28 protein-coding genes are annotated in these 24,407 nt (G+C 63.1%); 14 read left to right on the forward strand and 14 right to left on the reverse strand.

From position 1 onward, the window contains the following. Positions 1-118 precede the first annotated feature (118 nt). The 6 genes from AIOL_RS18825 to AIOL_RS18850 all read left to right on the forward strand — a co-directional run bounded on the left by AIOL_RS18825 (position 119) and on the right by AIOL_RS18850 (position 6,340). Complete coding sequence (locus AIOL_RS18825; RefSeq protein WP_049644395.1) at positions 119-1,657, forward strand: sulfatase; 1,539 nt, start codon at positions 119-121, stop codon at positions 1,655-1,657. Positions 1,658-1,660: 3 nt separating this feature from the next. After that, a complete protein-coding gene (locus AIOL_RS18830; RefSeq protein WP_049644396.1) occupies positions 1,661-2,326 on the forward strand; it encodes a class II aldolase/adducin family protein in 666 nt (221 codons plus the stop codon). After that, positions 2,323-3,273 (forward strand): carbohydrate kinase family protein, encoded by a 951-nt coding sequence (locus AIOL_RS18835; protein WP_049644397.1) that lies wholly within the window; start codon positions 2,323-2,325, stop codon positions 3,271-3,273. The genes AIOL_RS18830 and AIOL_RS18835 overlap by 4 nt, the downstream gene beginning before the upstream one ends. A gap of 2 nt (positions 3,274-3,275) precedes the next feature. Then, the gene (locus tag AIOL_RS18840; protein ID WP_200898770.1) at positions 3,276-4,013 is read left to right on the forward strand and encodes an SDR family NAD(P)-dependent oxidoreductase; all 738 of its coding nucleotides are present in this window, start codon (positions 3,276-3,278) and stop codon (positions 4,011-4,013) included. 256 nt (positions 4,014-4,269) lie between these two features. Then, positions 4,270-5,706, forward strand: a complete 1,437-nt coding sequence (locus tag AIOL_RS18845) for a flavin-containing monooxygenase (protein ID WP_049644399.1) — start codon at positions 4,270-4,272, stop codon at positions 5,704-5,706. Positions 5,707-5,956: 250 nt separating this feature from the next. Continuing rightward, positions 5,957-6,340, forward strand: a complete 384-nt coding sequence (locus AIOL_RS18850) for a BrnA antitoxin family protein (protein WP_049644400.1) — start codon at positions 5,957-5,959, stop codon at positions 6,338-6,340. A 190-nt stretch (positions 6,341-6,530) separates the two neighbouring features. Here AIOL_RS18850 and AIOL_RS25225 read toward each other — a convergent pair whose 3' ends face one another. From AIOL_RS25225 to AIOL_RS18855, 3 genes are all read right to left on the reverse strand, one after another. Continuing rightward, positions 6,531-7,049 carry a hypothetical protein gene (locus AIOL_RS25225; protein WP_152912595.1) on the reverse strand — a complete coding sequence of 173 codons (519 nt, stop codon included), beginning with the start codon at positions 7,047-7,049 and terminating at the stop codon, positions 6,531-6,533. A gap of 1 nt (position 7,050) precedes the next feature. Beyond that, positions 7,051-7,644 carry a hypothetical protein gene (locus AIOL_RS25230; RefSeq protein ID WP_152912596.1) on the reverse strand — a complete coding sequence of 198 codons (594 nt, stop codon included), beginning with the start codon at positions 7,642-7,644 and terminating at the stop codon, positions 7,051-7,053. A 560-nt stretch (positions 7,645-8,204) separates the two neighbouring features. Beyond that, a complete protein-coding gene (locus tag AIOL_RS18855; protein ID WP_049644401.1) occupies positions 8,205-8,663 on the reverse strand; it encodes a GNAT family N-acetyltransferase in 459 nt (152 codons plus the stop codon). 546 nt (positions 8,664-9,209) lie between these two features. On the opposite strand from AIOL_RS18855, the gene AIOL_RS18860 reads away from it, so the two are divergent. Then, entirely contained in the window at positions 9,210-9,980 is a 771-nt protein-coding gene (locus AIOL_RS18860; RefSeq protein ID WP_152912597.1) for a hypothetical protein, read from the forward strand. A 629-nt stretch (positions 9,981-10,609) separates the two neighbouring features. Here the strand turns inward: AIOL_RS18860 and ureG are convergent. The 3 genes from ureG to AIOL_RS18875 are packed head-to-tail and all read right to left on the reverse strand — an operon-like array spanning position 10,610 to position 12,325. Further along, entirely contained in the window at positions 10,610-11,218 is a 609-nt protein-coding gene (gene ureG / locus AIOL_RS18865; RefSeq protein WP_049644403.1) for an urease accessory protein UreG, read from the reverse strand. Continuing rightward, positions 11,215-11,847 (reverse strand): urease accessory protein UreF, encoded by a 633-nt coding sequence (locus AIOL_RS18870; protein ID WP_049645545.1) that lies wholly within the window; start codon positions 11,845-11,847, stop codon positions 11,215-11,217. The genes ureG and AIOL_RS18870 overlap by 4 nt, the downstream gene beginning before the upstream one ends. Beyond that, positions 11,837-12,325 carry an urease accessory protein UreE gene (locus AIOL_RS18875; protein WP_049644404.1) on the reverse strand — a complete coding sequence of 163 codons (489 nt, stop codon included), beginning with the start codon at positions 12,323-12,325 and terminating at the stop codon, positions 11,837-11,839. The genes AIOL_RS18870 and AIOL_RS18875 overlap by 11 nt, the downstream gene beginning before the upstream one ends. 18 nt (positions 12,326-12,343) lie before the next feature. Here AIOL_RS18875 and AIOL_RS18880 point away from each other — a divergent pair, with 18 nt between their 5' ends. Beyond that, positions 12,344-12,682, forward strand: coding sequence for a hypothetical protein (locus tag AIOL_RS18880; RefSeq protein WP_049644405.1), 339 nt, complete (start codon positions 12,344-12,346; stop codon positions 12,680-12,682). Between the two features lie 14 nt (positions 12,683-12,696). On the opposite strand, the gene AIOL_RS18885 is transcribed toward AIOL_RS18880, so the two are convergent. The 3 genes from AIOL_RS18885 to ureC form a co-directional block, all read right to left on the reverse strand. Next, on the reverse strand, positions 12,697-13,359 hold the full coding sequence (locus AIOL_RS18885; RefSeq protein ID WP_152912599.1) for a hypothetical protein: 663 nt from the start codon (positions 13,357-13,359) through the stop codon (positions 12,697-12,699). Positions 13,360-13,448: 89 nt separating this feature from the next. Further along, complete coding sequence (locus AIOL_RS18890; RefSeq protein WP_235439089.1) at positions 13,449-14,006, reverse strand: hypothetical protein; 558 nt, start codon at positions 14,004-14,006, stop codon at positions 13,449-13,451. Next, positions 14,003-15,763 (reverse strand): urease subunit alpha, encoded by a 1,761-nt coding sequence (gene ureC, locus AIOL_RS18895; protein WP_049644408.1) that lies wholly within the window; start codon positions 15,761-15,763, stop codon positions 14,003-14,005. The genes AIOL_RS18890 and ureC overlap by 4 nt, the downstream gene beginning before the upstream one ends. Here ureC and AIOL_RS25235 point away from each other — a divergent pair. Further along, entirely contained in the window at positions 15,762-15,986 is a 225-nt protein-coding gene (locus AIOL_RS25235) for a hypothetical protein (RefSeq protein WP_152912600.1), read from the forward strand. The two genes, ureC and AIOL_RS25235, sit on opposite strands and share 2 nt — an antisense overlap. 179 nt (positions 15,987-16,165) lie before the next feature. On the opposite strand, the gene AIOL_RS18900 is transcribed toward AIOL_RS25235, so the two are convergent. Genes AIOL_RS18900 through AIOL_RS18910 form a run of 3 tightly spaced genes read right to left on the reverse strand, consistent with a single transcriptional unit; the run spans position 16,166 to position 17,637 of the window. Beyond that, positions 16,166-16,471 carry an urease subunit beta gene (locus tag AIOL_RS18900; RefSeq protein WP_049644409.1) on the reverse strand — a complete coding sequence of 102 codons (306 nt, stop codon included), beginning with the start codon at positions 16,469-16,471 and terminating at the stop codon, positions 16,166-16,168. A gap of 47 nt (positions 16,472-16,518) precedes the next feature. Next, complete coding sequence (locus AIOL_RS18905) at positions 16,519-16,821, reverse strand: urease subunit gamma (RefSeq protein ID WP_049644410.1); 303 nt, start codon at positions 16,819-16,821, stop codon at positions 16,519-16,521. Between the two features lie 3 nt (positions 16,822-16,824). Further along, complete coding sequence (locus AIOL_RS18910; protein ID WP_235439090.1) at positions 16,825-17,637, reverse strand: urease accessory protein UreD; 813 nt, start codon at positions 17,635-17,637, stop codon at positions 16,825-16,827. A 202-nt stretch (positions 17,638-17,839) separates the two neighbouring features. Here AIOL_RS18910 and AIOL_RS18915 point away from each other — a divergent pair, with 202 nt between their 5' ends. The 5 genes from AIOL_RS18915 to AIOL_RS18935 all read left to right on the forward strand — a co-directional run bounded on the left by AIOL_RS18915 (position 17,840) and on the right by AIOL_RS18935 (position 21,863). Next, positions 17,840-18,886, forward strand: coding sequence for a LacI family DNA-binding transcriptional regulator (locus tag AIOL_RS18915; protein ID WP_049644411.1), 1,047 nt, complete (start codon positions 17,840-17,842; stop codon positions 18,884-18,886). Between the two features lie 45 nt (positions 18,887-18,931). Beyond that, positions 18,932-19,660, forward strand: coding sequence for a glycosyltransferase family 2 protein (locus AIOL_RS18920; RefSeq protein ID WP_082152686.1), 729 nt, complete (start codon positions 18,932-18,934; stop codon positions 19,658-19,660). Then, a complete protein-coding gene (locus AIOL_RS18925; RefSeq protein ID WP_152912601.1) occupies positions 19,661-19,966 on the forward strand; it encodes a lipid-A-disaccharide synthase N-terminal domain-containing protein in 306 nt (101 codons plus the stop codon). It begins immediately after the preceding gene. Further along, positions 19,956-21,380, forward strand: a complete 1,425-nt coding sequence (locus tag AIOL_RS18930) for an ArnT family glycosyltransferase (protein ID WP_049644413.1) — start codon at positions 19,956-19,958, stop codon at positions 21,378-21,380. The genes AIOL_RS18925 and AIOL_RS18930 overlap by 11 nt, the downstream gene beginning before the upstream one ends. A gap of 225 nt (positions 21,381-21,605) precedes the next feature. Then, complete coding sequence (locus tag AIOL_RS18935; protein ID WP_049644414.1) at positions 21,606-21,863, forward strand: YjhX family toxin; 258 nt, start codon at positions 21,606-21,608, stop codon at positions 21,861-21,863. A 161-nt stretch (positions 21,864-22,024) separates the two neighbouring features. On the opposite strand, the gene AIOL_RS18940 is transcribed toward AIOL_RS18935, so the two are convergent. Together AIOL_RS18940 and AIOL_RS18945 are read right to left on the reverse strand one after the other, a co-directional pair. After that, the gene (locus AIOL_RS18940) at positions 22,025-22,639 is read right to left on the reverse strand and encodes a CDGSH iron-sulfur domain-containing protein (protein WP_049644415.1); all 615 of its coding nucleotides are present in this window, start codon (positions 22,637-22,639) and stop codon (positions 22,025-22,027) included. 172 nt (positions 22,640-22,811) lie between these two features. Next, positions 22,812-24,356 (reverse strand): ABC transporter substrate-binding protein, encoded by a 1,545-nt coding sequence (locus AIOL_RS18945; RefSeq protein ID WP_049644416.1) that lies wholly within the window; start codon positions 24,354-24,356, stop codon positions 22,812-22,814. Positions 24,357-24,407 lie beyond the last annotated feature (51 nt).

Here is a 24,407-nt window from a genome sequence, read left to right on the forward strand (position 1 = left end):
ACATCGGTCAACATACTGCACAAAATATGAACACGCTTGACAGATTTTTGATTATATCCAAAGAAAGGCCAGCCCGTCGCGAGAGGATCCGGCGAGCGCGGCCCGTGGGAGGATCATCATGAACATCATCTTCGTCCTGGTCGATAGCCTGAACAAAGAGGCGCTGTCGGTCTACAACCCCGACACCCCCTGCCGCACCCCGAACCTGGCGGGCTTCGCCGCAAAGTCCCATGTGTTCGACAACTACTTCATCTCAAGCCTGCCCTGCATGCCCGCGCGGCGCGAGATTTCTGCCGGGCGCAAAGACTTCCTGTGGCGGCCCTGGGGCCCGCTGGAGATCTTTGACCCGCGCCTGCCGCGCGAGATCCAAAAGCAGGGCTACAATACCGGGCTGGTGACCGATCACTACCACTATTGGGAAGAGACGGCGAACGGCTACATGCAGGGCTTCATGTCCCTAGAGATGATCCGCGGTCACGAGACCGACTATCACACGCTGCCGCCCGAAGGCGACGTGCCCGCCTGGGTCGAGAAGATGAGCGAGTTCCGCTCTGCCTATCACATGCGGCAGTATTACGAGAACGTGAAGGGCTTTGAGACCGAAGCGGATTTCTTTCCGGCCAAGACCTTTACCGCCGCCGGCGAATGGCTGGAGAAATACGCCGAGCGCGGGCCGTTCTTCTTGCAGGTCGAAAGCTTTGACGTGCACGAGCCGTTCCACGTGCCCGCGCCCTACGACACCATGTATACCGGCGATCTGCCCGGGGATGCGGGCGATTACAACATCTGGCCGCCCTACCAGGTCTATGCCGACCAGGACGCGTTCTTTGCCCAGACCTCGCCCGAGGAGCTGGCCTATCTGCGGGCGCAGTATTACGGCAAGACCACCATGGTCGACACCTGGATCGGCAAGCTCTTTGACAGGCTCACCGCGCTGGACCTGTGGAAGAACACGATGGTCGTGTTCACCACCGATCACGGGCATGACCTGGGCGAGCGCGGCGGCTTCGGCAAGCAGTACCCGCATTACGACAGCCACGCGAACATCCCGCTGATGGTCTGGCATCCGGAACACGCAGGCGATGGCCGCCGGGTCGATGCGCTGGTGCAGAATGTCGATCTGTTCTCGACGCTGATCGATGCCTCCGGCGGCACCCCGCCCGAGGCGACGCGCCACTCGCAAAGCTTCCTGCCGGTGATCACAGAGGCGGCCGGGGCCCGCGACGCCATCACCTACGGCACGTTCGGCCAGGGCATATGCCTCACGGATGGGGAATGGACGCTGTTCAAGTCACCGGTCGAGGGCAAGCCGCTCTATACGTACTCCACCATGATCACCACGCCGCTGATCGTGGACAACCCGGTGGACGGGCGCGTGGGCAAGGCCCCCACCGCGCCTGCGGACCAGGGGCCGTTCGACCCTTCGGTGCCCTACCCGCTGTGGAAGACGCCGATCACCATCGACCCGCGCACCTGCGAGGACCACCTCTATCACCGCGCCAGCGACCCCGGCCAGACCCAGAACCTTTGGCACAGCCATCCCGATCAGCGCGCCCGGATGCTGGCGCTGCTGGTCGAGCGCATGCAGGCCGAGGGCAGCCCGCCCGAGCAATTCGAGCGGCTGGGCCTGGATGTCCTGCCAATCGCCGCAGAGTAGCCCATGCAAGAGCCCACAGAACTCGAAAAGCGGCAGTCGATCATCGACCATTGCCGCAAGATGAACAGCTCTGGGCTGAACCAGGGCGTGTCGGGGAACATCTCGATCCGGCATGGCGACGGGATGCTGATCTCGCCCACATCGGTGCCCTATGACGCGCTGACGCCCGAGGCGATCGCGTTCGTGCGGCTCGGCGATGGCGCGGCCAGCGGGCCGTTCGCGCCGTCCTCGGAATGGCGGTTCCACCGCGACATCATCGCCCGGCGGCGCGACGTGAACGCCGTTGTGCACGCGCACCCGAATTTCTGCACGGTGCTGGGCGCGATGGGGTATGAGATCCCGGCGATGAGCTACATGATCAACATCTTTGGCGGGCCGAATATCCGCATCGCACCCTACGCGCTTTACGGCACGCAAGAGCTCTCTGACGTGGCAATCGCCGCCATGAAGGGGCGCCACGGCGTGCTGCTGGCCAATCACGGGATGATCGCAGTGGGCTCCTCGGTGGAGCAGGCGTTCTGGCGCGCCGAAGAGATGGAGACCCTGGCGCGGCTCTACCATGGCTGCTTGCAGATCGGCACGCCGGTCCCGCTGTCAGAGGCGCAGGTGCAAGAGGTCATCGACAAGAATGCCGCCTATGGCTTGGGCACGCCGGAGGACGAGGAATGACGCAGTTTGACCTATCCGCGGTCGGCTTTGTGGTGCTGGACACGCTGTGCGCCCATGCCGACCAGATGCCGCCGCGCGGCGGGGCCACATTTGTGGATCAAATGACCATGACCGTGGCGGGCACCGCCGGGGCCACCGCTTTGGACTGCGCCATGCTGGGGCTAAGTGTGCGGGTGGCGACCCAGATGGGGCGCGATCCTATGGGCGACTGGCTGGTCTCTGCGATGGAAGCCGCGGGGATCGACTGCGGCCTGGTCAGCCGGAACGACGCGGTGCAATCGCCCATGTCGATGCTGCCTATCGGGCCGGATGGCGCGCGGCGCGCCTTCTTCGTGCCGGGCACCTCGAACACATTCACGCTGGACGATGCCGGGATCGAGGCGGCCTGCGACGCGCGTATCGTGCATCTGGGCGGGACCGGGCTTTTGGCTGCGTTCGACGGCGCGCCCTCCCTGGCTTTACTGCAGCGCGCCAAGGCGCTTGGGCGCACAACCGTGTTCGACCTGATCCTCGCCAATGACGAGACCGTGCGGCTGGTCGAGCCGCTGCTGCCCTATATCGACTATTTCGTGCCCTCCATCGAAGAGGCGCGGGCGATGGCCGGGGGCGGCTCCCCCGCCGAGGTCGCCGCATGGTTCAAGGCCCGCGGGGTGAAGAACGCGCTGATCACGCTAGAGGGCGACGGGGTCTGGGTGGACCCGGCCCAGGGCGATGCGTTCCATCTGCCCGCGCATCAGATCGACGTGGTCGACACGACGGGCTGCGGCGACAGCTTTACCGCGGGCGTGATCACCGGGATCGCCAAGGGCTGGGACATCCGGCAAACCGCGCGCTTTGCCAATACGGTTGCGGCGCATGTGGCCTCGGGGCTGGGCTCGCAGGGCGTGCTCAAGGATTTTGACAGCACCTATGCGGCGATGGGCGCCTGGCCGGTGAAGGAGATATGACTATGCTGAGCGAAAGACGTGTGCTGGTGACCGGTGGCGCGCAAGGCATTGGCGCCGCGATCGCCCTGGGCCTGGCCAAGGCCGGCGCGGACATCGTGATCGCCGACCTCGCAGCGCAGAGCGGCACCGCCGAGGCGCTCATGACTAAGATCACAGAGCTCGGCCAACGCGCCGAGTTCGTCGAGATTGATGTGACCGACAAAGCAAGCGTCGAGGCGGCCGTCGAGGCGGCCGGACAGATCGACGTGCTGGTCAACAATGCGGGCATCCTGGTGCCATCCCGGCTTGAGGACCTTGACGAGGCCAGCTGGCAAAAGCACTTCGATATCAACGCCAAGGGCGTGCTGCTGTGCACGAACGCCTTCCTGCCGCAGATGCGGGAACGCAAGTTCGGGCGCGTGATCAATATCGCCTCGCTGGCCGCCCGGCAGGGCATCCCGACCGAGGGGCATTACGCCGCGACCAAGGCCACGGTGGTGACGCTGACCCGGGTCTACGCGCAGGAGGTGGGCGAAGATGGGATCACGGTCAACGCGATCTGCCCGGGCATCATTCTAACGGAAATGGCGCAGAATAAATTGGTCGGCGCGGATCGTGAATACTGGACGAATGCGACATCTCTCAAGCGCCTTGGCGATCCGGGCGACGTGGCGGGCGCGGCGGTCTATTTTGCCTCAGACCTGGCGGATTACGTGACCGGGCAAGCGCTGAACGTCTGCGGCGGGTTGTACTTTCACTAGGGGGTGTCGCGATGATCAATCACTCTTTGCGACGGATCGTCCCGGCTCGAAAAACTTCAAAGAAAATTAGCGATTCGCCCCAGAGAATGAACATGGGTGGGAGCCGCAGGCTCCCGCGCGCCTTCTGCGTTTTCGAAAGGCACAGGCGCCCGCCCACCCAATCTCATTGTGACGCCCCGAATCACAATATTCCTCTAACGCAGCCCCGCGCCATTCGTCGCAGGACAAGCGCGCCGTGCCATAGCGCGCCCATGGCATGACCGCAGACGTGATCATTGTCGGCGCCGGGCCCGGTGGGCTGGCCGCGGCGCGCTGGCTGAAGTCGCGGGGGTTCGCGCCGCGGATCTACGAGGCGCATTCAGAAGTCGGCGGGCAATGGTCCTGGACCAATTCGATGAGCGGCGTGTGGCCTCAGATGGTCACAAACACCTTCATTGAGGCCACGCGGTTCTCCGATCTCGACTTCCCCGCGGGCACGCCGCTCTTTCCGCATAATGCCATGGTACGGCAGTATTTCGAGGATTTCGCGCGCCAGTTCGGCCTATTGGATGCGATCCGCTTCGGCACCCGCCTGACCCATCTGGAACGCGCTGCAACCGGCTGGGAACTGACCCTAAAGGCCGATGGAGAGACGTTTCAAGACCGCGCGGAGCATGTCGTTATCGCCACCGGGCGGTTCAATGATCCGGTGACCCCCATGATCCCCGGCGCCGAGGGTTTCACCGGCGAGATGGGGGTCATCCACTCCTTCGACTACAAGGATCCGATGGCCTATCAAGGCAAGCGGGTCGCCGTTCTGGGCGGGTCAATCTCGTCCCTCGAGATCGCCTCGGATCTTTCTATGCTTGGGGCGGGTTCGGTGCATCTGTGCCAGCGCCGCCAGCGCTATGTGAACCCCAAGATGTTCCTGGGCACGCCGATCGAGTACCGCTTGTTCACGCATGAGCGCGGGCGGCTGGCGCTGGATGACCCGGCCGGTTTGCTGGCCGATAGCGAGGCCAAGATCATGGAGCACGCGGGCGATCCCAGCCGATACGGCACGCCCAAGCCGCATTCGGACTTCGCCAAGGCGGGCGCCACGGGCTCGCAGCATTACCTGAACCTCGTCGCTGAAGGCCGTGTCACGCCCGCGCCCTGGCCGGCGCGGATCGACGGCTTTATGGTGCAATTTGAGGACGGTAGCGGCATCGAGGTCGACGGCATCGTGGCGGGCACCGGGTTCCGCTTGGATTTGCCGTTCCTGTCCGACGACATCACGGGGCGTGTCGCGCTCAGCGAAGACTATATCGAGCTGGACGCGTTTACCCTGCATCCTGAGCTGCCGGGGCTCGCCTTTATGGGGCTCTGGGCGCAAGCGGGCAGCTACCCGACGCCCCTCGAGCAGCAGGCGCGATTTCTGGCCTATACCTGGTCCGGCGAGATCCCACGGTCGGAGGCGGAGATGCGCGCGGGGCTCGAACTGTGCCGCGCGGAGGGGCACCACCGCAGGCCGCATAACCAGGCCGAGATGGCGCTGCGTTTCGCGCGGCTCTGCGGGACCGATCCTGCCGGGCTTGGCATGGCGCAAGGCCTTGTTTCCAAAGCGGCCACAAGCGGATTGCTATACCGCCTCGTCGGGCCGGACGCCTTCGCGAACGGTGTCGAGCGGCTAGAGCAGCAAACGGCGGCATACCGCGTGAGCGCGTTGCCCTAAGGCCCGTCTTGCAATCGGCGCGGCCAGATGCGACCGCACGGTGGCGTTTCCAACGGGTTAACGATGCGCGCGCAGGATCGCGACCGCTGGCGGTCGCCGCCCGCGAAACGCCCTTGTTTTCATGCCAAAACCGCGGTCGGGCAGGCGTCGGCAAAACGTCGGACTTGTGTCGGGCACGCCCGCGCGGTGCCGCAGGGGTCGCTTAACCCCGCTGGTTTAGCATATCGGCGATTTGACCCAGGAGATTGCCATGCCCACCAACCCGCACCGTTCCGGCATCACGCGCCGCGCCAAGACCCGGACCCAGCGCCTATACTTCGAGCGGTTGCTGCTGAACGCCGCGCATCTGAAATCCGAGGACGTGTTCGAGTACCACGTGCAGGCGCAGGTGCCCGAGGCCTGGGACACGCTAGAGCAGGACGTGGACGTCGAGGAGAAGAAGGTGAAGATCACGCTGCGGCTGGATGAGAGCGTGGCGAAATTCTATCGCGCCATGGGCAACGGCTATCAGGCGCGCATGAACCGCATCCTGGCGACCTTCGCACAGATGCGCATAGCCGAGCTGCGCCGCCTGGACGACATGCTGGCCGAGGAGCTGGCGAAGGTCGACGAGATGCGCGCGGAGCGGGGATAGGCGAGCGAATGGTGCTTTGCGGACAAACTGTCGTTTCGCTGAGGCTGCGCCAACAGCAGCTTCGGCGCGTCGCGAACGCAAGCTTAACATATCAGGCCTTATCGGATTTTGAGGCCAGTAACGCGCACAATTCGAAAATGAAAATTCAGATAGCGCGCTTGCCTAACAGATGGTGAATGATTTCTAGGCTTTAGCAGCTTGTTTCAACACTATCGCAGGTTACCCGCGTAACCCCAAACGCAACCAGATCCACCTTACACTCATTGCTAATACGGTTTTCGGTAATGACATCGTAAAGGTTAGAGCCGTTCAACTCGGTGCTCCTAGAAATGGCGGTACTCGTGGCTCCCATAAACACCAATTGCTCGCGCAGCTCTTCGTTTGGTAGGACGAAAAAAAGCCTCAATGGAAATGACGCTGTATTGAATACGTGCCAAGGTCTCGATTCAACATAGCTTCTCAAGGCGAGCGCACCTTCACCTTGCGGCCACATACGGTCATTGTTGTCAAGACTGATCAGGGCTACACGTTTCGGTGTGTCGAATGGAGTGACGAACCTAAAATCAAAATCATGTCTGATTGTCTTTCGATCGTCTAGCAACCTAGCACTCGAACACATCGTAAAATTTGAAATTTTTTCTTCTTGAGACTGAGCGGAAACAGGAATTATTGAACAAAAAAAGAAAACAAGTGATTGACTTAGCTTCATCTTAGCCTTCCTCCACATTGAATAACTCGAGTAGAACTGGTCCTTGCCCGCTTGTACCGGAAAAATCATGACACGCGATTAAGTAGACACGAACGCCTGGCGCGAGCGTGTCAGAACCGCAGCTTTCGCTAAGGCCACTGGACTCACAGAACGTTGCTTGATTCTCGACGCTCCCTGGATTTGTCGTCCGAACAAGCATTACTGGCAAAGGGTGTGACAGCTTGACCTGCCCAGCACCAGGAGAGATGTCTTGGCAACGTGTTCCCGCAGGATAAAGACTTTGAAGGTCCGTTGAATTACCTTCAAATTTATACACTGAAGAAGACCCCCCCACCATCGTACCGCCGTTAACAATCACAGAGCAGTCGTCGCGACCGATGCAGTCTTGCGCGTTTGGAGGCCAACTGGCCGCATAGTAATATACATAAAAAACTAATGCGAAAACCATACCGCCAAGCCAAATCGATGTGCCAACGATAGCGTCAAAGCGCGACTTGCCTCGAAGGAACCAAATCACAGCCAAAAGCAAAAACAAAACCGCGCCAAGTCCGATAATGCCTTGGATCGAAATTACATATTCGGCAATCGCTTCCATAAGACCAGAGCTTCTAAGATTTTGACATGCAATGAGACAAACATGACGTCGCCCTGGGCCTGTGTAAAGACACTAGAAATATTTTTTAAAAATGGTCCAAAGTCTGATGTCCAAATAGGCAATACTCGTGAAAAATGCAGCTTCTGTCACATTTAGCTCATCCCCTTGGTCAAATTCCGTTTCAACCCCAACGTTCAACACATAACGCCCGTTGTGTGACGTACGGTGTTTGTTGCACGAAGCTCGTTCGCGCGAGAGTTGTTATGCCGTAATCTCAAAAAGCCGTCGTTCACGCAAAGCGCAGTAACGGTTGTTCTGGGCTCATTGGGTGATTTCGCCGCGGTTTGCGTCCATGTCAGCTTGGGCCAATCTCACAAAAAGCTTCTCAGCCCAGCGATACTTGAGATCTACAGGCAGAAAGCTTTGTTCGCCCTCTAAGACAACTCACAATCGCGCGGTCGCAAGATCTCTTGAGGCTCCATGAGGACAACACCCAACGACCGATTTCACGCGCGGCGTCCCACTCGACGATATGAACCATTCGTCTTCTAGAACGGCAGTCACGTGATTTCGAAACACTTGCAGATTAGCCCGCTGGACGTTCGATAGGTCCTGAAACCCATCGCTTCGTAGTAGGCCAGTGCTTCAGGGTTGTCTGCCGCAATAGTCGCGTCAATGGCCGTAATCGAGGCAACCTCAGCAGCCTTGCGACTGACAGCGAAAAGCGCGCGCCCCACGCCCCGGCGGGCCGCAGAGGGCCGTATGTGGGTGCCGATGACGCCCCAGCCAGGTTCGACCCCCCACTTGTTGCCATCCTCGGCGCGCTGCAGTGACTGGAAGCCAAGCACGCTCCCTTCGTCATCAGCAACTGAGCATCGTATCTTTCCGGGGGCATCAATGTAGTGCGCCGCGACGAACGCCTCGTCGTCCGGGCTCTTGCGCTTTCCGGACGCGGTTAGCTCCTTGAGGAACGCGCTCATCTGTTCCACGTCACCGACAACGGCGTCTCTGATTATCATGGCAAACTCCGTGCAGTATGAATGGGTTGGGTGCCCAAGGGCGGTGTAGAAGTCAAGAACGCATCCCGTGGTCCGTTCGTGGAGCAGTCGCTCGGCTATCCGGCGGACTGCCACATGTTGCATTCTTCTGTGACGTCGGATGCCACTGATCGATACAAACGCAAGCATGACGCCGCCCGTTACGCATGGCCCTGCCTAAGTCGACCGAAACACCGGTGACACGCCATTCAGACAACGGCGCTTGCCCGTCGGCTTGGGGCCCGGAGCTGCCTAGCGGCGGTGCGGCAGCAGGTCTGCAGCGAAACAGCACTCAGACGCCCGCTCTTTGGTCTGGCCTGACGCCATCACATCGGCGATTTGCATGCGACAAAGGTCGCAACCGCGCAGGAAGCGGAGTTTGCAATGTTATCCGCACTGGGCTTAGCGTGTCATTTCGCCCCGTCCCGCAAACAACCCCAGGATGCCGATTGAGCGTGTCAACGCCGTTCAACTCGTGACATCATGCAAGAGCAGCAGAACAGTGCGAGAGATAGAGGAGCGTCAGATTTGAAAGATAACGAAATTCGCTTATCCCCCATTGCTCGTATGAACATGACCTTCGATGCAGAGTTAAATTTAGACAAAAACGGAGTGTTTGGGCGGGAAACATACGAAAAATACATCGAGCGGCACAGAGAGGCTGTGCAGAAGCAAGACCAACTAATTCGTGCCCTGTTCACCCAAAACGCTTTGCTGTTTCTCATCCTAAACGGTCAAAATTGGACGATTCCTATCATTGGGGTGCAAATATCTGACATTCCTGCGATCCAAGAAATTCTTTTGTTCAGCGCCTCTATGGCATTTTATTTCATGTGCGCAGCCTTCGTAACAAGCCAGTGTTATGGAGGCATCATCGACCAGTTCGGCAACCGTATCGTTGATAGCAATCTGATCGATCCTGACTTCTTCAACGCTTCTCGTAAACACTATGATTTTTTTCTCAAGCTATACCGACCCAAGTTGAACATTTGGGGGGAAGACTTTTACCAACACAAAAAGGGTTTCAGCGTGTTTTCTGGCCTCATGACTACAATCACTATTGTAGTTGTTTTGCTTCTGCCAATTACACATTTGGCCTTGATAGGTTCGGCATCATGGCAGGTCTACAGCTCTGATTGGAATGCTTACGCGAAGTGGTTTCTGCTGTTAGCAACGGCCGTCATAAACTTTGGTGCACTAGCTATGGTGTTCGGAATGAACAAAAACTTCACGTTCAAGATGATAGAGCCACAGTCAGATGGCGAACCCCTTAAACAAAATAGTGATAATCCTGAGTAGACGCCCTAGCTGCAGAGCCTCAATAGGTTGTTCATACCTAGCACGCTCGTGATGGTCCGTGTCGAGAGGAATGTCCGCTTTCGGGAAAATCCGGCGGGATCTTTTGCCCCCGCAGAGGAATGCCCTCTGCACATGGTTTGAATGTCTTAAAAGGGCTAAAAAATGTGATCCTGAGGCTTTGAGACAAGTCACTATCTAGTCACTGGGAAATAGCGAAATGGGTCCCCGGAACCTCCTTTTCCGCGCCTCTCGACTTCACCTTGGTCAGCAAGCATTCGGCAGTCTTGATTTACTCGTTGCTGATAGGCTTTATCGCCACTGCCGAATATTGCCTCCGAAAGCTGTTGCTCGCTGCGCCCAGGGCATTTTTCAATCAAAAAAGCCAGGACATCTTTCTGTACCAACACAAGCATTCTCCCCGCTGAGGTATCGTTGTCCACCTCAGAGAAACAGATCAATGAGCACCAAGCAACGAATCTCTCCATGTCCGCTTCGGGCTGGTAGAGGCCAACTGCGCCCGCAGCATCCTACGGGGTCGGGAGTGGCCGGTCCGGGCTCGGAGCGGTCATCCGCGGAGCGCGCCTCGTTCGCCGCGTGCATGTGGCGACAGCGATGCTCTTGGCGCGCGCCTACAGCCCGCCGATCTCGGCCAGGAGTTTCTGCACCGCGTCCACGCCCTCGCCATGGCGCAAGGCGGTGAACACGAACGGGCGACCGTCGCGCATGCGGGTGGCGTCGCGCTCCATCACCTCCAGGCTGGCGCCCACATGCGGCGCGAGGTCGGTCTTGTTGATCACCAGGATGTCCGACTTGGTGATCGCGGGGCCGCCCTTGCGCGGGATCTCCTCGCCCGCGGCCACGTCGATCACATAGATCGTCACATCCGCCAGCTCGGGCGAGAAGGTGGCGCTGAGGTTATCCCCGCCGCTCTCGATCAGCACCAGCTCGACCTCGGGGTGCCGCTCGACCATCTGCGCCACGGCGCGGATGTTGATCGAGGCGTCCTCGCGGATCGCCGTGTGCGGGCAGCCGCCGGTCTCGACCCCGATGATGCGGTCCTGCGGCAGGATCTGCATCCGCATCAGCGCCTCGGCGTCCTCCTGCGTGTAGATGTCGTTGGTGATCACCCCGATGGAGTGCGTCTGCTTCAGCGCCTCGGAGAGCCGCGCGGTCAGGGTGGTCTTGCCCGCGCCGACGGGGCCGCCGATGCCCACGCGCAGGGGGCCGTTCATGCTCATGTGCGGAAGGTCCTGGAATAGAGGGTTTCGTGGCGCATCGACCCTATATCGGCCAAAAACGCGGTGGATGTCAGCCGGTCGAGGTCGCCGGACTGCGTGTCAGAGGCGATCCCGGCGCAGAGCGCCGCCGCGCGCTGCGTGATCCGCGCGCCCGCGGTCTGGCCCAGGGGGATCAGCCGCACGCCCACCGAGACCAGCGTGCTGGCGAAGGCCTGCAGGTAAAGCGCGGAGGTTTCCGGCAAGGGCAGCCGCATCAGCGACGCGGCCCGCCCCACCGCCACCGGGTAGGTCAGGTCCGGCAGGTCGATGCCCCAGACCTCGCTTGTCGTTGCGGCGAAGGCCGCGCCCTGCTGGTCGGTCTCCTGCAGGCGCTCCTTTGAGGCGGCCAGGGCCCGGGCGGTGGCGTCGACCTCGTCAGGCATCGCGGCATGGAACGCCGCCGCCAGCAGAAGCGCGTCATTCCAACCGCTGCCATGCTGCAGCACGGTGGTGACCCAATCGCTCAAACTCTGCGCGTCAGAGACTGTTCCGGCCGAAATAGCCTCCTCCAGCCCATGGCTATAGGCGAAGGCCCCCACCGGGTAGGCGGGCGAGAGCCACTGCGCCAGGGTCAAGAGGTCAGTGGTCATGGTCATGCGCGGTGTGCCCGTGCTCGTGGCTATGGGTGCGCCCGTGCCCATAGGCCCCGCCCTCGGGCGTGAACGGCGCGTTGACGCTGGTGATGCCGGCGCCGAGATGCTCCAGCATGTGCCGGATCACCGGGTCGTCGCGGATCACCAGGTGGTCGGGCTCGATCTGGCAGGGCGTGTGCCGGTTGCCGATATGCCAGGCCAGCCGGGGCAGGTCGCCGGTGATGCGCAGCACGGGCTCGGGCGCGGCGATGACCTCGACCAGCCGCCCGTCCTCTAGCGCCAGCGCGTCGCCATGCTCTAGCGAGGTCGTCTGCGCCAGGTCGAGCAGCACCGAGAGCCCGCCCGAGGTGCTCAGCACCTTGCGGCGCAGGAACCGCGCGTCGTAGTCCAGCGCGATGCTGTCGGCGGCGTTGGACCATTGGTCCTTGTGGCGGATTTCTCCCGCCCGCACCCTAATACCCGCGTCCGTGTTCATGATTTATCAACCCTACGTATGAAGTCTGGGGCCATGACCCTGCCCAGCGCCAAAGCCCAATACCTCGCCGACGCACTTGGCCAGGTGCGCGCCGAGATGAAGGCACTGAAGGCGCGCGAGGAGGCCCTGCGCGAGGCGCTGTTGGAGGCGCGCGCCAACGCCCCGATCCAAGGCGAGCGGTTCGTTGCAACAATACGACGCGGCACGCGGCGCAGCTTTGACGCCAAGAGCCTGCCCGCCGCGATCCGGGACGACCCGCGCTATTGGAAGGAAACCGCGTCCTGCACCGTGCTGATCCGCGAGCGCGCCGGTAAAGCCGAAAGGGAGGACGATATCGTGCTTGTTGAGCCGTTTTAGAGACGGTTTGCGCATCAATTCCCCGACGCGTCGGTCTTGCCGACGTCCCCCTTCGCGGCGGCGGGCGCGAGGGCCTTGATCGCGACGTATTCGTAAAGGTCCTCCTTCCGGTCGGCGCCAATGCCATAGCTTGACCCCGCCAGGTAGGATATGCCCAGCGTTGGAAAGTAGTGCACCCGGTCGATTGTGTTGTCGGAATCGCCGTAGGATACGGCAACTTTGATCAGATCATAGGTGCAGTCCGCATATGTCGCCTGGGTGATCTCGCTGAATTCGTAGCGCTGCGCTTCGCGCTGCACATCACCGGCATCCTGCACCGCGATCTCGGCGCTGTAGAGCCCGCCAGCGACCGGTTCTGGCAATTCGCCTGGCACAACTGGGAACGCATAGGTGATGCGCGTATCGGGAACGAGCTTGCCGTCCTCCAGGTCCATCAGCTCCAGCAGATAAACCCCCTGTCCCAGCAGCGCCCGGTTCTGGAACCCGTCACCGTCGCTGTAGATCGACTGCACAACGTCTTCGGAGAAGCGGGTGAACGTCTCGGTATCGCCGGTCTTGGCGGTCAGAAGAATCCCGGCATCAAGGTCAGCCGCCGTCGGGCAGGCCAGGGCCAGCGAGGGGCAAAGGGCGAGGCAAAAACCATAGGCGAGGCGCATGGGGGTCTCCGATCTATCCATCCTGAAAGCGTTCCGCTTCAAAACCTGGTTCAGGTTTTTCACGATCCGCTGTAATTCCCGGCTGCTCGAACGCACAATTCGTTCCTCGTTTATTGGCTCACGCGCAGGTCTGTATAGGTATAGTTCTGCGTGCCGCTCTCATCCTTTGCCGCAACAAGAAGCCCGGTCCGTAGCGCAGGGAGGTAGCGGTATGTCTCTACATAGCCCTCGTCGTTTGTGTAGGTGAGGACGACGTCGAAGCTATTGTATACGCAGTCGCCAAGCTGCACCGGTTGGATCGGACCAGATTTGGCGGTTCCCCCGCCCGCCGTCGCGTTGTCCCAGGCACCGTCTGGCCGCGGCGGTTGCCATTGCTGCAGCTCGGTCTCGGTGGCGTAGGTGAAGGCCTCGCTAAGTTGCGGAATCCCATTCGCGATGGCCACGCTGGCGCTGAGATATAGCCCGTGGAACAGCTCTAGCTGGCTTGCGTCGCCATCCGGGAATGTGGCGCGGATCTGCACCCAGTCCTTGCGGATCACCTTGTGCAATTCGGTGCCGCCGCCCTGCAGCGTGAACACCACACCGCCCGTCATATCCGCAGCGGTCGGGCAGGTCGCCAGGGCAGGGGTTCCCGCCAGGGCGGCCAATATCGCCAGCGGCCGCATCAAAACAGGAAGTAGCGCTGCGCCATGGGCAGCACCTCGGCGGGTTGGCAGGTGAGCAGCTCGCCATCGGCGCGCACCTCGTAGGTCTCGGGGTTCACCTCGACATGCGGCGTGGCGTCGTTGAGGATCAGGTCCTTCTTGCCGATGCCGCGGGTATTGGCCACCGCCACAGTGTCCTTGGCCAGGCCCAGCGCGTCACCGATCCCCTCGGCCTGCGCCGCGGCGCTGACGAAGGTGACCGCCGAGCGCTCCACCGCGCGGCCATAAGCGCCGAACATCGGCCGCGAGTAGACCGGCTGCGGCGTCGGGATCGACGCGTTCGGGTCGCCCATCTGCGCGCAGGCGATCGAGCCGCCCAGCAAGACCATCTCTGGCTTCACCCCAAAGAAGGCCGGGTGCCAGAGCACCAGATCGGCGCGCTTGCCCGGCTCAATCGACCCTATCTCGCCCGAAATCCCATGCGCGATGGCCGGGTTGATCGTATATTTCGCCACGTAGCGCCGCGCCCGCAGGTTGTCGTTCGCGCCGGTCTCATCGGCCAGGCGCCCGCGCTGCTTCTTCATCTTATCCGCCGTCTGCCAGGTGCGGATGATCACCTCGCCGACCCGGCCCATGGCCTGGCTGTCGGATGCGATGATCGAGAACGCGCCCATGTCGTGCAGGATGTCCTCGGCGGCGATGGTCTCGCGCCGGATGCGGCTCTCGGCAAAGGCCACGTCCTCGGGGATCGACTTGTCGAGGTGGTGGCAGACCATGAGCATATCCAGGTGCTCCTCCAGGGTGTTCACCGTGAAGGGGCGCGTGGGGTTGGTCGAGGAGGGCAGCACGTGCTCCTCGCCGCAGATCTTAATGATGTCCGGGGCGTGCCCGCCGCCCGCACCCTCGGTGTGGAAGGCGTGGATGGTGCGGCCCTTCATGGCGGCCACGGTGTTCTCGACAAAGCCGCTCTCGTTCAGCGTGTCGGTGTGGATCATCACCTGCACGTCCATCGCGTCGGCCACGGACAGGCAGCAATCAATCGCGCCGGGCGTGGTGCCCCAATCCTCGTGCAGCTTCAGCGCGCAGGCGCCGGATTTCACCTGCTCCTCTAGCGCGGCGGGCAGCGAGGCGTTGCCCTTGCCCGCGAATGCCAGGTTCATCGGGAAGGCATCCGCCGCCTGCAGCATGCGCCCGATATGCCAGGGGCCGGGGGTGACCGTGGTTGCCAGCGTGCCATGCGCCGGGCCGGTGCCGCCGCCCAGCATCGTGGTCAGCCCGCTATGCAGCGCGTCCTCGATCTGCTGCGGGCAGATGAAGTGGATGTGGCTGTCGAACCCGCCCGCGGTGAGGATGCGGCCCTCGCCCGCGATGGCCTCGGTGCCGGGGCCAACGATGATATCCACGCCGGGTTGCGTGTCGGGGTTGCCCGCCTTGCCGATGGCGTGGATGCGCCCGTCCTTGAGGCCCACATCCGCCTTGTAGATGCCCGTGTGGTCCAGGATCAGCGCGTTGGTGATCACCGTGTCCACGGCGCCCGCCGCGCGGGTGGTCTGGGCCTGGCCCATGCCGTCGCGGATCACCTTGCCGCCGCCGAACTTGACCTCCTCGCCGTAGATCGCGGCGTTCTGGCCCGCGCCGCCGGTCTGCGCGCTGCCCACGGCCTCGGCGGTCAGGTCGCGCTCGACCTCGATGATCAGGTCCGTGTCGGCGAGCCGCACCTTGTCGCCCGTGGTGGGCCCGAACATGGCGGCGTAGTCGGTGCGTTTGATTGTGGCTGGCATGTCTATGTCTCTTGGCTGTGTTCTGGGAGCAGCAGTCGATGGCTTTCCTGAATTTCCTACAGATTCAGTACTTTTTCCTACAACTCAGTTTGTTGTCATTGAAATGCCAGAAGCAATTACCTTTGGGGTAGGAAAGATGTCGAGCACCGCATTCTGGCTGCAGGCAATTGCCTATACGACCTTCATTATCGTCATTCTGGGTCAATACCGCGGCTGGTGGTGACACGGGTTGAGCGAAGGTTTCCCGGAGGAACGACGGGCCGCGCCCGACCCTCCCCCACGGGGAGGGCGCATTCTCAAGGGCACGCCCCGAACCGACGATCCGCGCGCGACGGTCGAAGCGACCTAAGGAAATGTTGCGGCGCCCACCCCGAGGGTCGGTCGCGGCTGTCCATTCCATCCTCACAACGCCCCCATGACCTTTTGGTTGAACCCATAGATCTCGCGCTTGCCTGCGATGGGGATCAGTTGGACCTCGCGGCGCTGGCCGGGTTCGAACCGCACGGCGGTGCCGGCGGCGATGTCCAGGCGCATGCCCATGGCGGTGTCGCGGTCGAACACCAGCGCCGTATTCGCTTCGCCGAAATGGTAATGCGAGCCGACCTGCACCGGGCGGTCGCCGGTATTGGCCACCATCACGGTCACGGCCTCGCGGTCCGCGTTCAAAGTGATGTCGCCTTCTGCGACGAAGTACTCACCTGGGATCATAATGCGCTCCTGATGCGTCTGTGCGTAGGATGGGTTTGAAACCCATCCTACCGGATCGGGTTGTGGACGGTGACCAGCTTGGTGCCGTCGGGAAAGGTCGCCTCGACCTGGACCTCGTGGATCATCTCGGCGACGCCCTCCATCACCTGGTCGCGGGTCACGATGTGGCCGCCTGCCTCCATCATATCCGCCACCGAGCGCCCGTCACGGGCGCCCTCCACCACCGCGTCGGTGATCAGCGCGATCGCCTCGGGGTGGTTCAGCTTCACGCCGCGGGCCAGGCGCTTGCGGGCGACCTCGGCGGCCATGGCGACCAAGAGCTTGTCTTTCTCACGGGGGGTCAGTTGCATCGTCTAGATCTTCCAGGGTTTGGGCAGCGTGCCGGAGAGGCGCTGCAGGATCGGAACAAGGGTTTGGCGCAGGGCAAAGCTGTCCTCGGCCAGGATGCGGAGGGCGAGCAGGTCGTCGCGGATCAGGGACACCCCGGCAGAGGCGGGAAGGATCGCGCGGATCGGCTCGATCTGCGCCGCGGCCCAAGGCGCCGCCACCAGGACAAGGCTCATCGCCCCGGCGCCGTTTGCGGTGAAGGGCTGCGCCATATGCGTCTCTAAATCGCCCTGAAACCGGGTTTGGTCGAGAAAGAGCGGCGCGCCGTCGCGGCGGATCTCGATGCGGTCCGCGATCCTGATCTCGCGCACCGTCTCGCCCATCGCCGCGCGACCAAAGACCAGCGTCTCGGCCAGCACCAGCTGGGCGCTGGGCGCCAGATCCACACTCAGGCGCCGGTCCAAAGCCGAGCGGTCATAGAGCAGCATCTCTTGCGGGAGCCAGTCCAGCCGCGCGCTGTCCGCGACGCTCAGATGGTTGCGGATCACCGCCGTTTCGCCGGGCTGCGCGCGGTAGGCGCGCTCTGCCGCTTGCGTGGTCACGGTCAGCCGCGCGCCCGCCTGCGCCGTAATGTCGACCGAGAAGCGGTCGCCCCCCGTCGCCCCGCCCGCCGAGTTCACCAGCACCACCTGCGGCGCCTCATCGACCCGCGGGAACAGCGCCTTCATCGCGCCCTGTTGCCGCAGGTGCTTTAGACCGCCCGCGCCCATCGAGAGCGCCACCGCGCCAACCGCCCGGGGCTGCGCCGCGAGGGCGTCGAATGTCTGGTGCTTCGTCACGGGCGAATCTTTAGTCACGATGCTAATCGGTGTCATAGAAGAGTGCGGTAATCTGGGCATGCGCGCAATCCCATCCGCACCTCGCCCAAGAATTGGGCACAGGTGCCTAAGCGCGCGGCAGGCTGCGACGCCGCCATGCCCCTTGGACCTTGGCCCAAGACCCTGTAACAGAGACATAACAGCCGCCAATTGAGGGCCCGTCGTGACCAGTGATGCCTCTGCCAATCTCAACCGCCCGCTGACGCTGCGCGACGTCTCAGAGGCCTCTGGCGTTTCCGAGATGACCGTAAGCCGGGTGCTGCGCAACCGCGGCGACGTCAGCGAGAAGACCCGCGACAAGGTGCTGGAGGCGGCCAAGACGCTGGGCTACGTGCCCAACAAGATCGCCGGCGCCCTGGCCTCGCAGCGGGTGAACCTGGTGGCGGTGATCGTGCCCAGCCTGGGCAACCTGGTCTTCCCCGAGGTCCTCTCTGGCATCACCGAGGTCCTGGACGAGACCGAGCTGCAGCCCGTCTATGGCGTGACGAATTACGAGCCCGAGCGCGAGGAGAAGGTCCTTTATGACATGCTGTCCTGGCGCCCCGCCGGGCTGATCCTCGCCGGGCTGGAGCATACCGACGCCAGCCGCGCCATGCTGCGCAGCGCCGGGATCCCCATCGTCGAGATCATGGACAGCGACGGCACGCCGGTGGACGCCATGGTGGGCATCTCGCACCGCCGTGCCGGGCGGCACATGGCGCAGGCCATCGTCGAGGCCGGGTACCGCAAGATCGGCTTCCTGGGCACCAAGATGCCCCTGGACCACCGCGCGCGCAAACGCTTTGAGGGCTTCACCGAGGCCCTGGCCAAGGAGGGGCTGGAGGTCGCCGACCAGGAGTTCTACGAGGGCGGGTCGTCGATCATGAAGGGCCGCGAGATGACGCAGGCGCTGCTTACGCGCTCGCCGGACCTGGATTTCCTGTACTACTCCAACGACATGGTCGGCGCGGGCGGGCTGCTTTACTGCCTGGATCAGGACATCGACGTGCCCGGTCAGATTGGCCTGGCCGGGTTCAACGGGCTGCGCCTGCTGGAGGGCCTGCCCAAGACCCTGGCCACCATGGACGCCTGCCGCGCCGATATCGGGCGCGAGGCGGCGCAGATCATCGCCCGCCACGCCGGGCATCCCAGCGCCGAGGCCGAGCGCCACGTGCTGAAACCGACCCTGGCGCTGGGCGACACGCTAAAGCGCGGACCAAGGCGGCGGTAGACAAGCCCGCAGGGTTTGGATACGCAGCCCCCGGTGTGAGGGCCCATGACCGACGTTTCCATTGTCATCCCAATGAAGAACGAGGCCGACAATATCGGCCCGCTTCTGGCAGAGGTCGCCGCGGCCTGCGCCGGGCTGGACGCCTATGAGATCATCGTGGTCGATGACGGCTCTACCGATGACACCGCGGCGCGCGGTTTCGCGCTGATGTCCGAGCATCCCGCACTGCGCGTCATCCGCCACGGCCAGTCCGGCGGGCAGAGCGCCGCGGTCCATAGCGGCGTGCGCGCCGCCAACGCCGAAATCATCTGTACCCTGGACGGCGACGGGCAGAACCCGCCCGCCGAGCTGCCCAAGCTCTTTGGGCCCTTGCTGGCCGACAAAGCCGGGCAGCTTGGGCTGGTCGCCGGGCAGCGCGTGGCGCGGCAGGACACCCTGTCAAAGCGCCTGGCCTCGCGCGTCGCCAACGGGCTGCGCGGCTGGCTGTTACAGGACGGCACCCGCGACACCGGGTGCGGCCTAAAGGGCTTCCGGCGCGAGGGCTTCCTGGACCTGCCCTATTTCGATCACATGCACCGCTATCTCCCCGCCCTGTTCAAGCGCGACGGCTGGGAGATCGCCCTGGTCGATGTCAGCCACCGTGAGCGCCAGGCCGGGCGGTCGAACTACTCTAACCTCCAGCGCGCCCTGGTTGGCCTTTACGACCTCATAGGCGTGGCCTGGCTGATCCGGCGCCGCAAGAAGGCCCGCCCCTTGGACCCCGAGGAGCTGTAGGTGCAGGAGCTCTTATTCTCTGTGCTGCTGGTCGAGAGCGGGACCGAAGCGGCCTGGGTCCTTTTCGGCCTCACCGCGCAGTTGCTTTTCGCCGGGCGGATGCTGGTGCAATGGTTCGCCAGCGAGCGCGAGAAGAAATCCGTGGTGCCGGTGGCCTTCTGGTGGCTGTCGATTGTGGGCGGGCTGATGCTGTTCGCCTATGGGATCTGGCGGCAGGATCTGGTGATCATCCTCGGCCAGTCGCTGGGCGTGGTGGTCTATGCGCGCAACCTTTGGTTCATCTATGGCGCGCAGCGTGACGGATAGGTCCTGGCTGGCGCCCGCTTTGCTGGGCGTGGGGCTGGTGACGCTGGCCCGCGTGGTCCTGCTGGCGCTCAACCGCACGGATCTCTTCGTCGACGAGGCGCAATACTGGCTCTGGGGGCAAGAGCTGGCCTTTGGTTACTACTCCAAGCCGCCGATGATCGGCTGGGTGATCCGGGCCTTCACCGAGCTGGGCGGCTCGGACGCGCAGTTCTGGGTGCGCCTGCCGGGGCCGCTGTTCCATGGCGCGACGGCGCTGATCCTGGGCGCGGTGGCGGCGCGTCTGTTTGGGCGGACGGCGGCCATCCTGACCGCGATGGCCTATGTGACGCTGCCGATGGTCGCGGTGGGCAGCCTGTTGATCTCGACCGACACGATCATGTTCCCCTTCCTGGCCCTGGCCCTGCTGGGCTACCTGCGCGTGCTGGAGGGCGACGGCGCGCGCGCCGCGATCCTCACCGGGGCGGCGTTGGGGCTGGCCTTTCTGTCGAAATATGCCGCGATCTATTACGTGCTTTGCGCGGTGCTGGCCCTGGTGGTGCCCAGCGCGCGGCCCTCCTGGCGGGGGGCGGCGACCATCCTGGTCGCGTTCCTGGTGACCGCTTCGCCGAACCTGATCTGGAACATCGCCAACGGGCTGACCACGGTGCAGCACACGCTGGACAACGCCGATTGGGTGCGCGACCCCTCGGCCCGGGCGGGGCTGAACCCGGGCGGGCTGGCCGAGTTCTTCTTTGCGCAATTCGCGGTCTTCGGCCCGGTGCTGTTCGGGGCGCTGCTATGGGCCGCGCTGCGCTGGTCGCGGCTGTCGCCGCCGCTGCGGATGCTGCTGCTTTTCGCGCTGCCCATCGTGGCCATCGTTTGCGTGCAGGCCTTGCTGAGCCGCGCCTATGCGAACTGGGCGGCGGCGGCGTATCTGGCCGGGCTCTTGGTGGTGATCCCGCGGCTGACGCGGCCCTGGCTGATCGCCAGCTTCGCCGTGAACGGGTTCCTGTGCCTGTTATTCCCCTTGGCGACCACGGCGCCGGAGTTTCTGGCGCGCGACGGGCAACCCTTGCTGAACCGCTATCTGGGGCGTCACGCGCTGAGCCAACAGATCCTGCAGGCCGCGGAGGATGCCGGGCTGGACCGGGTCGTGGCGGGGGATCGAGACCTTCTGGCCGATCTCTTCTACACCGGCCGGGACCACCCCGCGCAGGTCTTTGCCATGCCCGTCGCGGGACGCCCGCCGCATCATTACGCGCAGAGATTTGCGTTTGAGGGTCAGGACGGCGAGGTTCTGTTGGTGCTGCACTCGGCACAGGCGCCGCCTTGCGCCGCATCCGTCCAGATCGCCGAGGTCGCGCCAACGACCGGCGCCTATCGCGGCCACCCGTTCAGCTTTTACCGCACGCCCGCGGAGTGCATCCGGCCTTAGCCCCGCAGCCAGAGGACGCGCGCCTTGCGGGCGACGGTCTTGTTTTAAGGCCGCGCTTGCGGTATCCGGGCCGGGCTGGGCCGGTGCCCGGCGATGGAGATTTTATGTCAGAGATTGTGGCACGCCACTGAGGCCCATTGTGATTGGGCCGACCTAACCCACCAGACCGACCGCGCGTGACGCCGGACGGACTGTTGCGTTGACGTAGATATCTCGGAAAACCCAATGAACATCTCTAAACGGGAGCAGCGCGTGTTGCACGCGTTGGCGCAGGGCGGCGCGATTCACTTTGAGCGCACGCCCAATGGCAAAATACGTGCCGTGCAATGCTTCACCCGCGAAGGCTACGTGCTGCTGGACTGCACGTTGGACGTCTTCACCCGGCTCAAGAAGCGCCGGTTCATCCACTCTAAGAACGGACGCCCCTACCGCGCCACGCGGTTGGGCGTGACCTGCGTCCGTGCGCAACTCGACAACAGGTAAGGAATTGAAATGAGCTATGAAACGCATGAGACCCGGGCCACAGAGCAGAGCGGGCAGCGCCCCGGTGGCAGGGCCGTCTATCGCAAGCGGATTAGGTAAACGCCGCGCGCCGCGAAGAGTAGGATGGGTTTTAAACCCATCCTACGCTGAATTCGAGCGCGTCAGCTGTCCTTCCAGCCCTGGTTGTAATGCGTGCCGTCGCAATAGGGCTTGTTGCCAGACAGGCCGCAGCGGCACAGAACCTTCTTGTCCGCCGTGGCGCCCTCGCCCGCCGGATCGACATCTACGTCGACGCCCAGCGCCCAGTAGGGGCCGTTCTTTTCCACCGTGATCTCGGCCCGGTCCCCGGGCATCAGATGGCCGTCCTCTTTGAGGCTCAGCGCGCCGGAGGGGCAAGAGCGCACGATCTCGCGGACCTTGTCGGCGGGCGCGCCGTTGGGATTGCACCAGGGCTTGGACTGCGGATCGAACACGTCGGGCAATTGCGTGGCGCAATGCGCGGCGTGCGAGCAGACCCGCGGATTATACATCACCGTGACGTCATCGCCCTGATAGGACAGGAGAATGTCCTTGCCCGAGGCCTCGCCGCCGCGGCTCTCGAAGCCGATCTCGCTATGCGAGCCGTCGCAGAACGGCTTGTTCTTGGACGCACCGCAGCGGCATAGCGCCATGACGGGTTTGACCTCTACCGCGTTGCCCGCGGCATCGGTCATCGAGGTCAGCCCCTTGATCACAAGGGGGCCGTTTTCGCGCTCTTCAATCACTGGCTTGGACATATCATGTCTCCTCGCTGGCTATGGAGACGATCTTAGCGCGCGGGGCGCGTCAGGCCAGGGTTTTGACAGTGTATGGGCGCTCAGACCCTGTGCACGAAGCCCCGGCCCAATGAAAAACGCCCCGGGTGATCCCGGGGCGCCTTTGTTTTCGGTAGGTCCGTAGACGGGTCGCTTACGCGAACCACCAACGCTCGGAGATGCGCGAGCCGTCCATCTGCCACAGGTTGCCGATGGTGCCCGAGTTGGCCAGCTTGGTGGAATGCGCGTCCACGTAGTTGGCGTACATCGGAACGATCGTGCCACCCTCTGCCGACATAAGCGCCTGCATCTCGTGGTAGATCTCGCGACGCTTGTCGGTGTCCAGCTCGGCGCGGCCGGTGATCAGCAGCTCCTGGAAGCGCGCGTTCTCCCAATGGGAGTCGTTCCACGGCACACCGGATTCATACGCGGTCGAGAACATCCAGTCCTCGGTGGCGCGGCCAGACCAGTAGCAGGCGCACCACGGCTTCTTGAGCCAGACGTTGGACCAGTAGCCGTCATCGGGCTCTTGCGTCACGTTGATGTTGATGCCCGCCGCCGAGGCCGAGGCCTGGTAGAGCTGTGCCGCGTCGACAGCACCCGGGAAGGCCGCGTTGGCCGCCGAGAGATCGACGTTGATCGAATCCATCCCGGCCTCTTTGAGGTAGAACGACGCCTTGTCCGGATCGTATTCCAGCTGCTCCAGCTCGGAGTGGTAGAACTGGTTCGCGGGCCCGATCGGGTGGTCGTTGCCGATCGCGCCGTGGCCCAGCAGGATCTTGTCGACCATTTCCTGACGGTTGATGCCGTACTTGAGCGCCTTGCGGACGTTCACGTTGGAATACGGATCGGTGTTGGTCAGCATCGGGAAGGTGAAGTGCTGGTTGCCCGTCACTTCGAAGATCTCCACGCCCGGGTTCGCCTTCAGCAGCGCCTCGGTCTTGAAGTCCACGCGGTTCACGGCGTCGACCTGGCCGGTCATCAGCGCGTTCATACGCGCGGAAGAATCATTGATCGCGATCTGCTCGATGCTGTCGAACCAGCCCGCCTTGCCGTCCTTGTAGTGGCCGTCCACGCGGCTCACCACGGCGCGCACGCCGGGGTCAAAGCTCTCGACCTTGTACATGCCGGTGCCGATGCCCTTGGCGATGGCCTCTTCGATCTGGCCGGCCGGGAACATCAGGATGTGGTAGTCGGACAGCAGGTACGGGAAGTCCGCGTTGCCGGCCGCCAGGGTGAACTGCACCTGGTGCTCGCCCAGTTTCTTCATCTCGGTGATCGAGGCGACGATCGGCTTGGCGGCGGATTTGGCGCCCTCGGCCGTGTGCATCTGCAGCGACTCGATCACGTCATCGGCGCCAAAGGGCTTGCCGTTGTGGAAGGTCACGCCCTTGCGCAGGTTGAAGGTCCAGGTAATGGCGTCCGGAGAGGCCTCCCAGCTTTCGGCCAGCTCGCCGACCAGCTCGCCCGCGGCGTTCACCTCGGTCAGGCAGTCAAACACCGTGCCGTGGCCCAGCATGATCATGTAGCTGTCGGAATGGGTCCGACCATCCCAGCTATCGGACGTGTTCGCGCCGGCGATGCCAAGGCGCAGTGTGCCGCCGCGCTTGGCCATGGCCGCCGCGGGAACACCAGTTGCGGCCAGAACACCGGCAGCGGCGCCGGTCTTCAGAAGTCCGCGTCGTGTAAATCTTGACATGTCTTACCTCCCAGTAAGTTCTTTGTTTGCGGCAGGCCAAGCCCGCCAAGT

The organism is Candidatus Rhodobacter oscarellae, from assembly GCF_001078595.1.
GTDB classification, from domain to species: domain Bacteria; phylum Pseudomonadota; class Alphaproteobacteria; order Rhodobacterales; family Rhodobacteraceae; genus Rhodobacter_B; species Rhodobacter_B oscarellae.

Coding starts and splice junctions, on each gene's coding strand:
- AIOL_RS18825 (WP_049644395.1), top strand. CDS start 119: ATGAACATCATCTTCGTCCTGGTCGATAGCCTGAACAAAGAGGCGCTG.
- AIOL_RS18830 (WP_049644396.1), top strand. CDS start 1,661: ATGCAAGAGCCCACAGAACTCGAAAAGCGGCAGTCGATCATCGACCAT.
- AIOL_RS18835 (WP_049644397.1), top strand. CDS start 2,323: ATGACGCAGTTTGACCTATCCGCGGTCGGCTTTGTGGTGCTGGACACG.
- AIOL_RS18840 (WP_200898770.1), top strand. CDS start 3,276: ATGCTGAGCGAAAGACGTGTGCTGGTGACCGGTGGCGCGCAAGGCATT.
- AIOL_RS18845 (WP_049644399.1), top strand. CDS start 4,270: ATGACCGCAGACGTGATCATTGTCGGCGCCGGGCCCGGTGGGCTGGCC.
- AIOL_RS18850 (WP_049644400.1), top strand. CDS start 5,957: ATGCCCACCAACCCGCACCGTTCCGGCATCACGCGCCGCGCCAAGACC.
- AIOL_RS25225 (WP_152912595.1), bottom strand. CDS start 7,049: ATGAAGCTAAGTCAATCACTTGTTTTCTTTTTTTGTTCAATAATTCCT.
- AIOL_RS25230 (WP_152912596.1), bottom strand. CDS start 7,644: ATGGAAGCGATTGCCGAATATGTAATTTCGATCCAAGGCATTATCGGA.
- AIOL_RS18855 (WP_049644401.1), bottom strand. CDS start 8,663: ATGATAATCAGAGACGCCGTTGTCGGTGACGTGGAACAGATGAGCGCG.
- ureG (WP_049644403.1), bottom strand. CDS start 11,218: ATGAGCATGAACGGCCCCCTGCGCGTGGGCATCGGCGGCCCCGTCGGC.
- AIOL_RS18870 (WP_049645545.1), bottom strand. CDS start 11,847: ATGACCACTGACCTCTTGACCCTGGCGCAGTGGCTCTCGCCCGCCTAC.
- AIOL_RS18875 (WP_049644404.1), bottom strand. CDS start 12,325: ATGAACACGGACGCGGGTATTAGGGTGCGGGCGGGAGAAATCCGCCAC.
- AIOL_RS18880 (WP_049644405.1), top strand. CDS start 12,344: ATGAAGTCTGGGGCCATGACCCTGCCCAGCGCCAAAGCCCAATACCTC.
- AIOL_RS18885 (WP_152912599.1), bottom strand. CDS start 13,359: ATGGATAGATCGGAGACCCCCATGCGCCTCGCCTATGGTTTTTGCCTC.
- AIOL_RS25235 (WP_152912600.1), top strand. CDS start 15,762: ATGTCTATGTCTCTTGGCTGTGTTCTGGGAGCAGCAGTCGATGGCTTT.
- ureC (WP_049644408.1), bottom strand. CDS start 15,763: ATGCCAGCCACAATCAAACGCACCGACTACGCCGCCATGTTCGGGCCC.
- AIOL_RS18900 (WP_049644409.1), bottom strand. CDS start 16,471: ATGATCCCAGGTGAGTACTTCGTCGCAGAAGGCGACATCACTTTGAAC.
- AIOL_RS18905 (WP_049644410.1), bottom strand. CDS start 16,821: ATGCAACTGACCCCCCGTGAGAAAGACAAGCTCTTGGTCGCCATGGCC.
- AIOL_RS18920 (WP_082152686.1), top strand. CDS start 18,932: ATGACCGACGTTTCCATTGTCATCCCAATGAAGAACGAGGCCGACAAT.
- AIOL_RS18935 (WP_049644414.1), top strand. CDS start 21,606: ATGAACATCTCTAAACGGGAGCAGCGCGTGTTGCACGCGTTGGCGCAG.
- AIOL_RS18940 (WP_049644415.1), bottom strand. CDS start 22,639: ATGTCCAAGCCAGTGATTGAAGAGCGCGAAAACGGCCCCCTTGTGATC.
- AIOL_RS18945 (WP_049644416.1), bottom strand. CDS start 24,356: ATGTCAAGATTTACACGACGCGGACTTCTGAAGACCGGCGCCGCTGCC.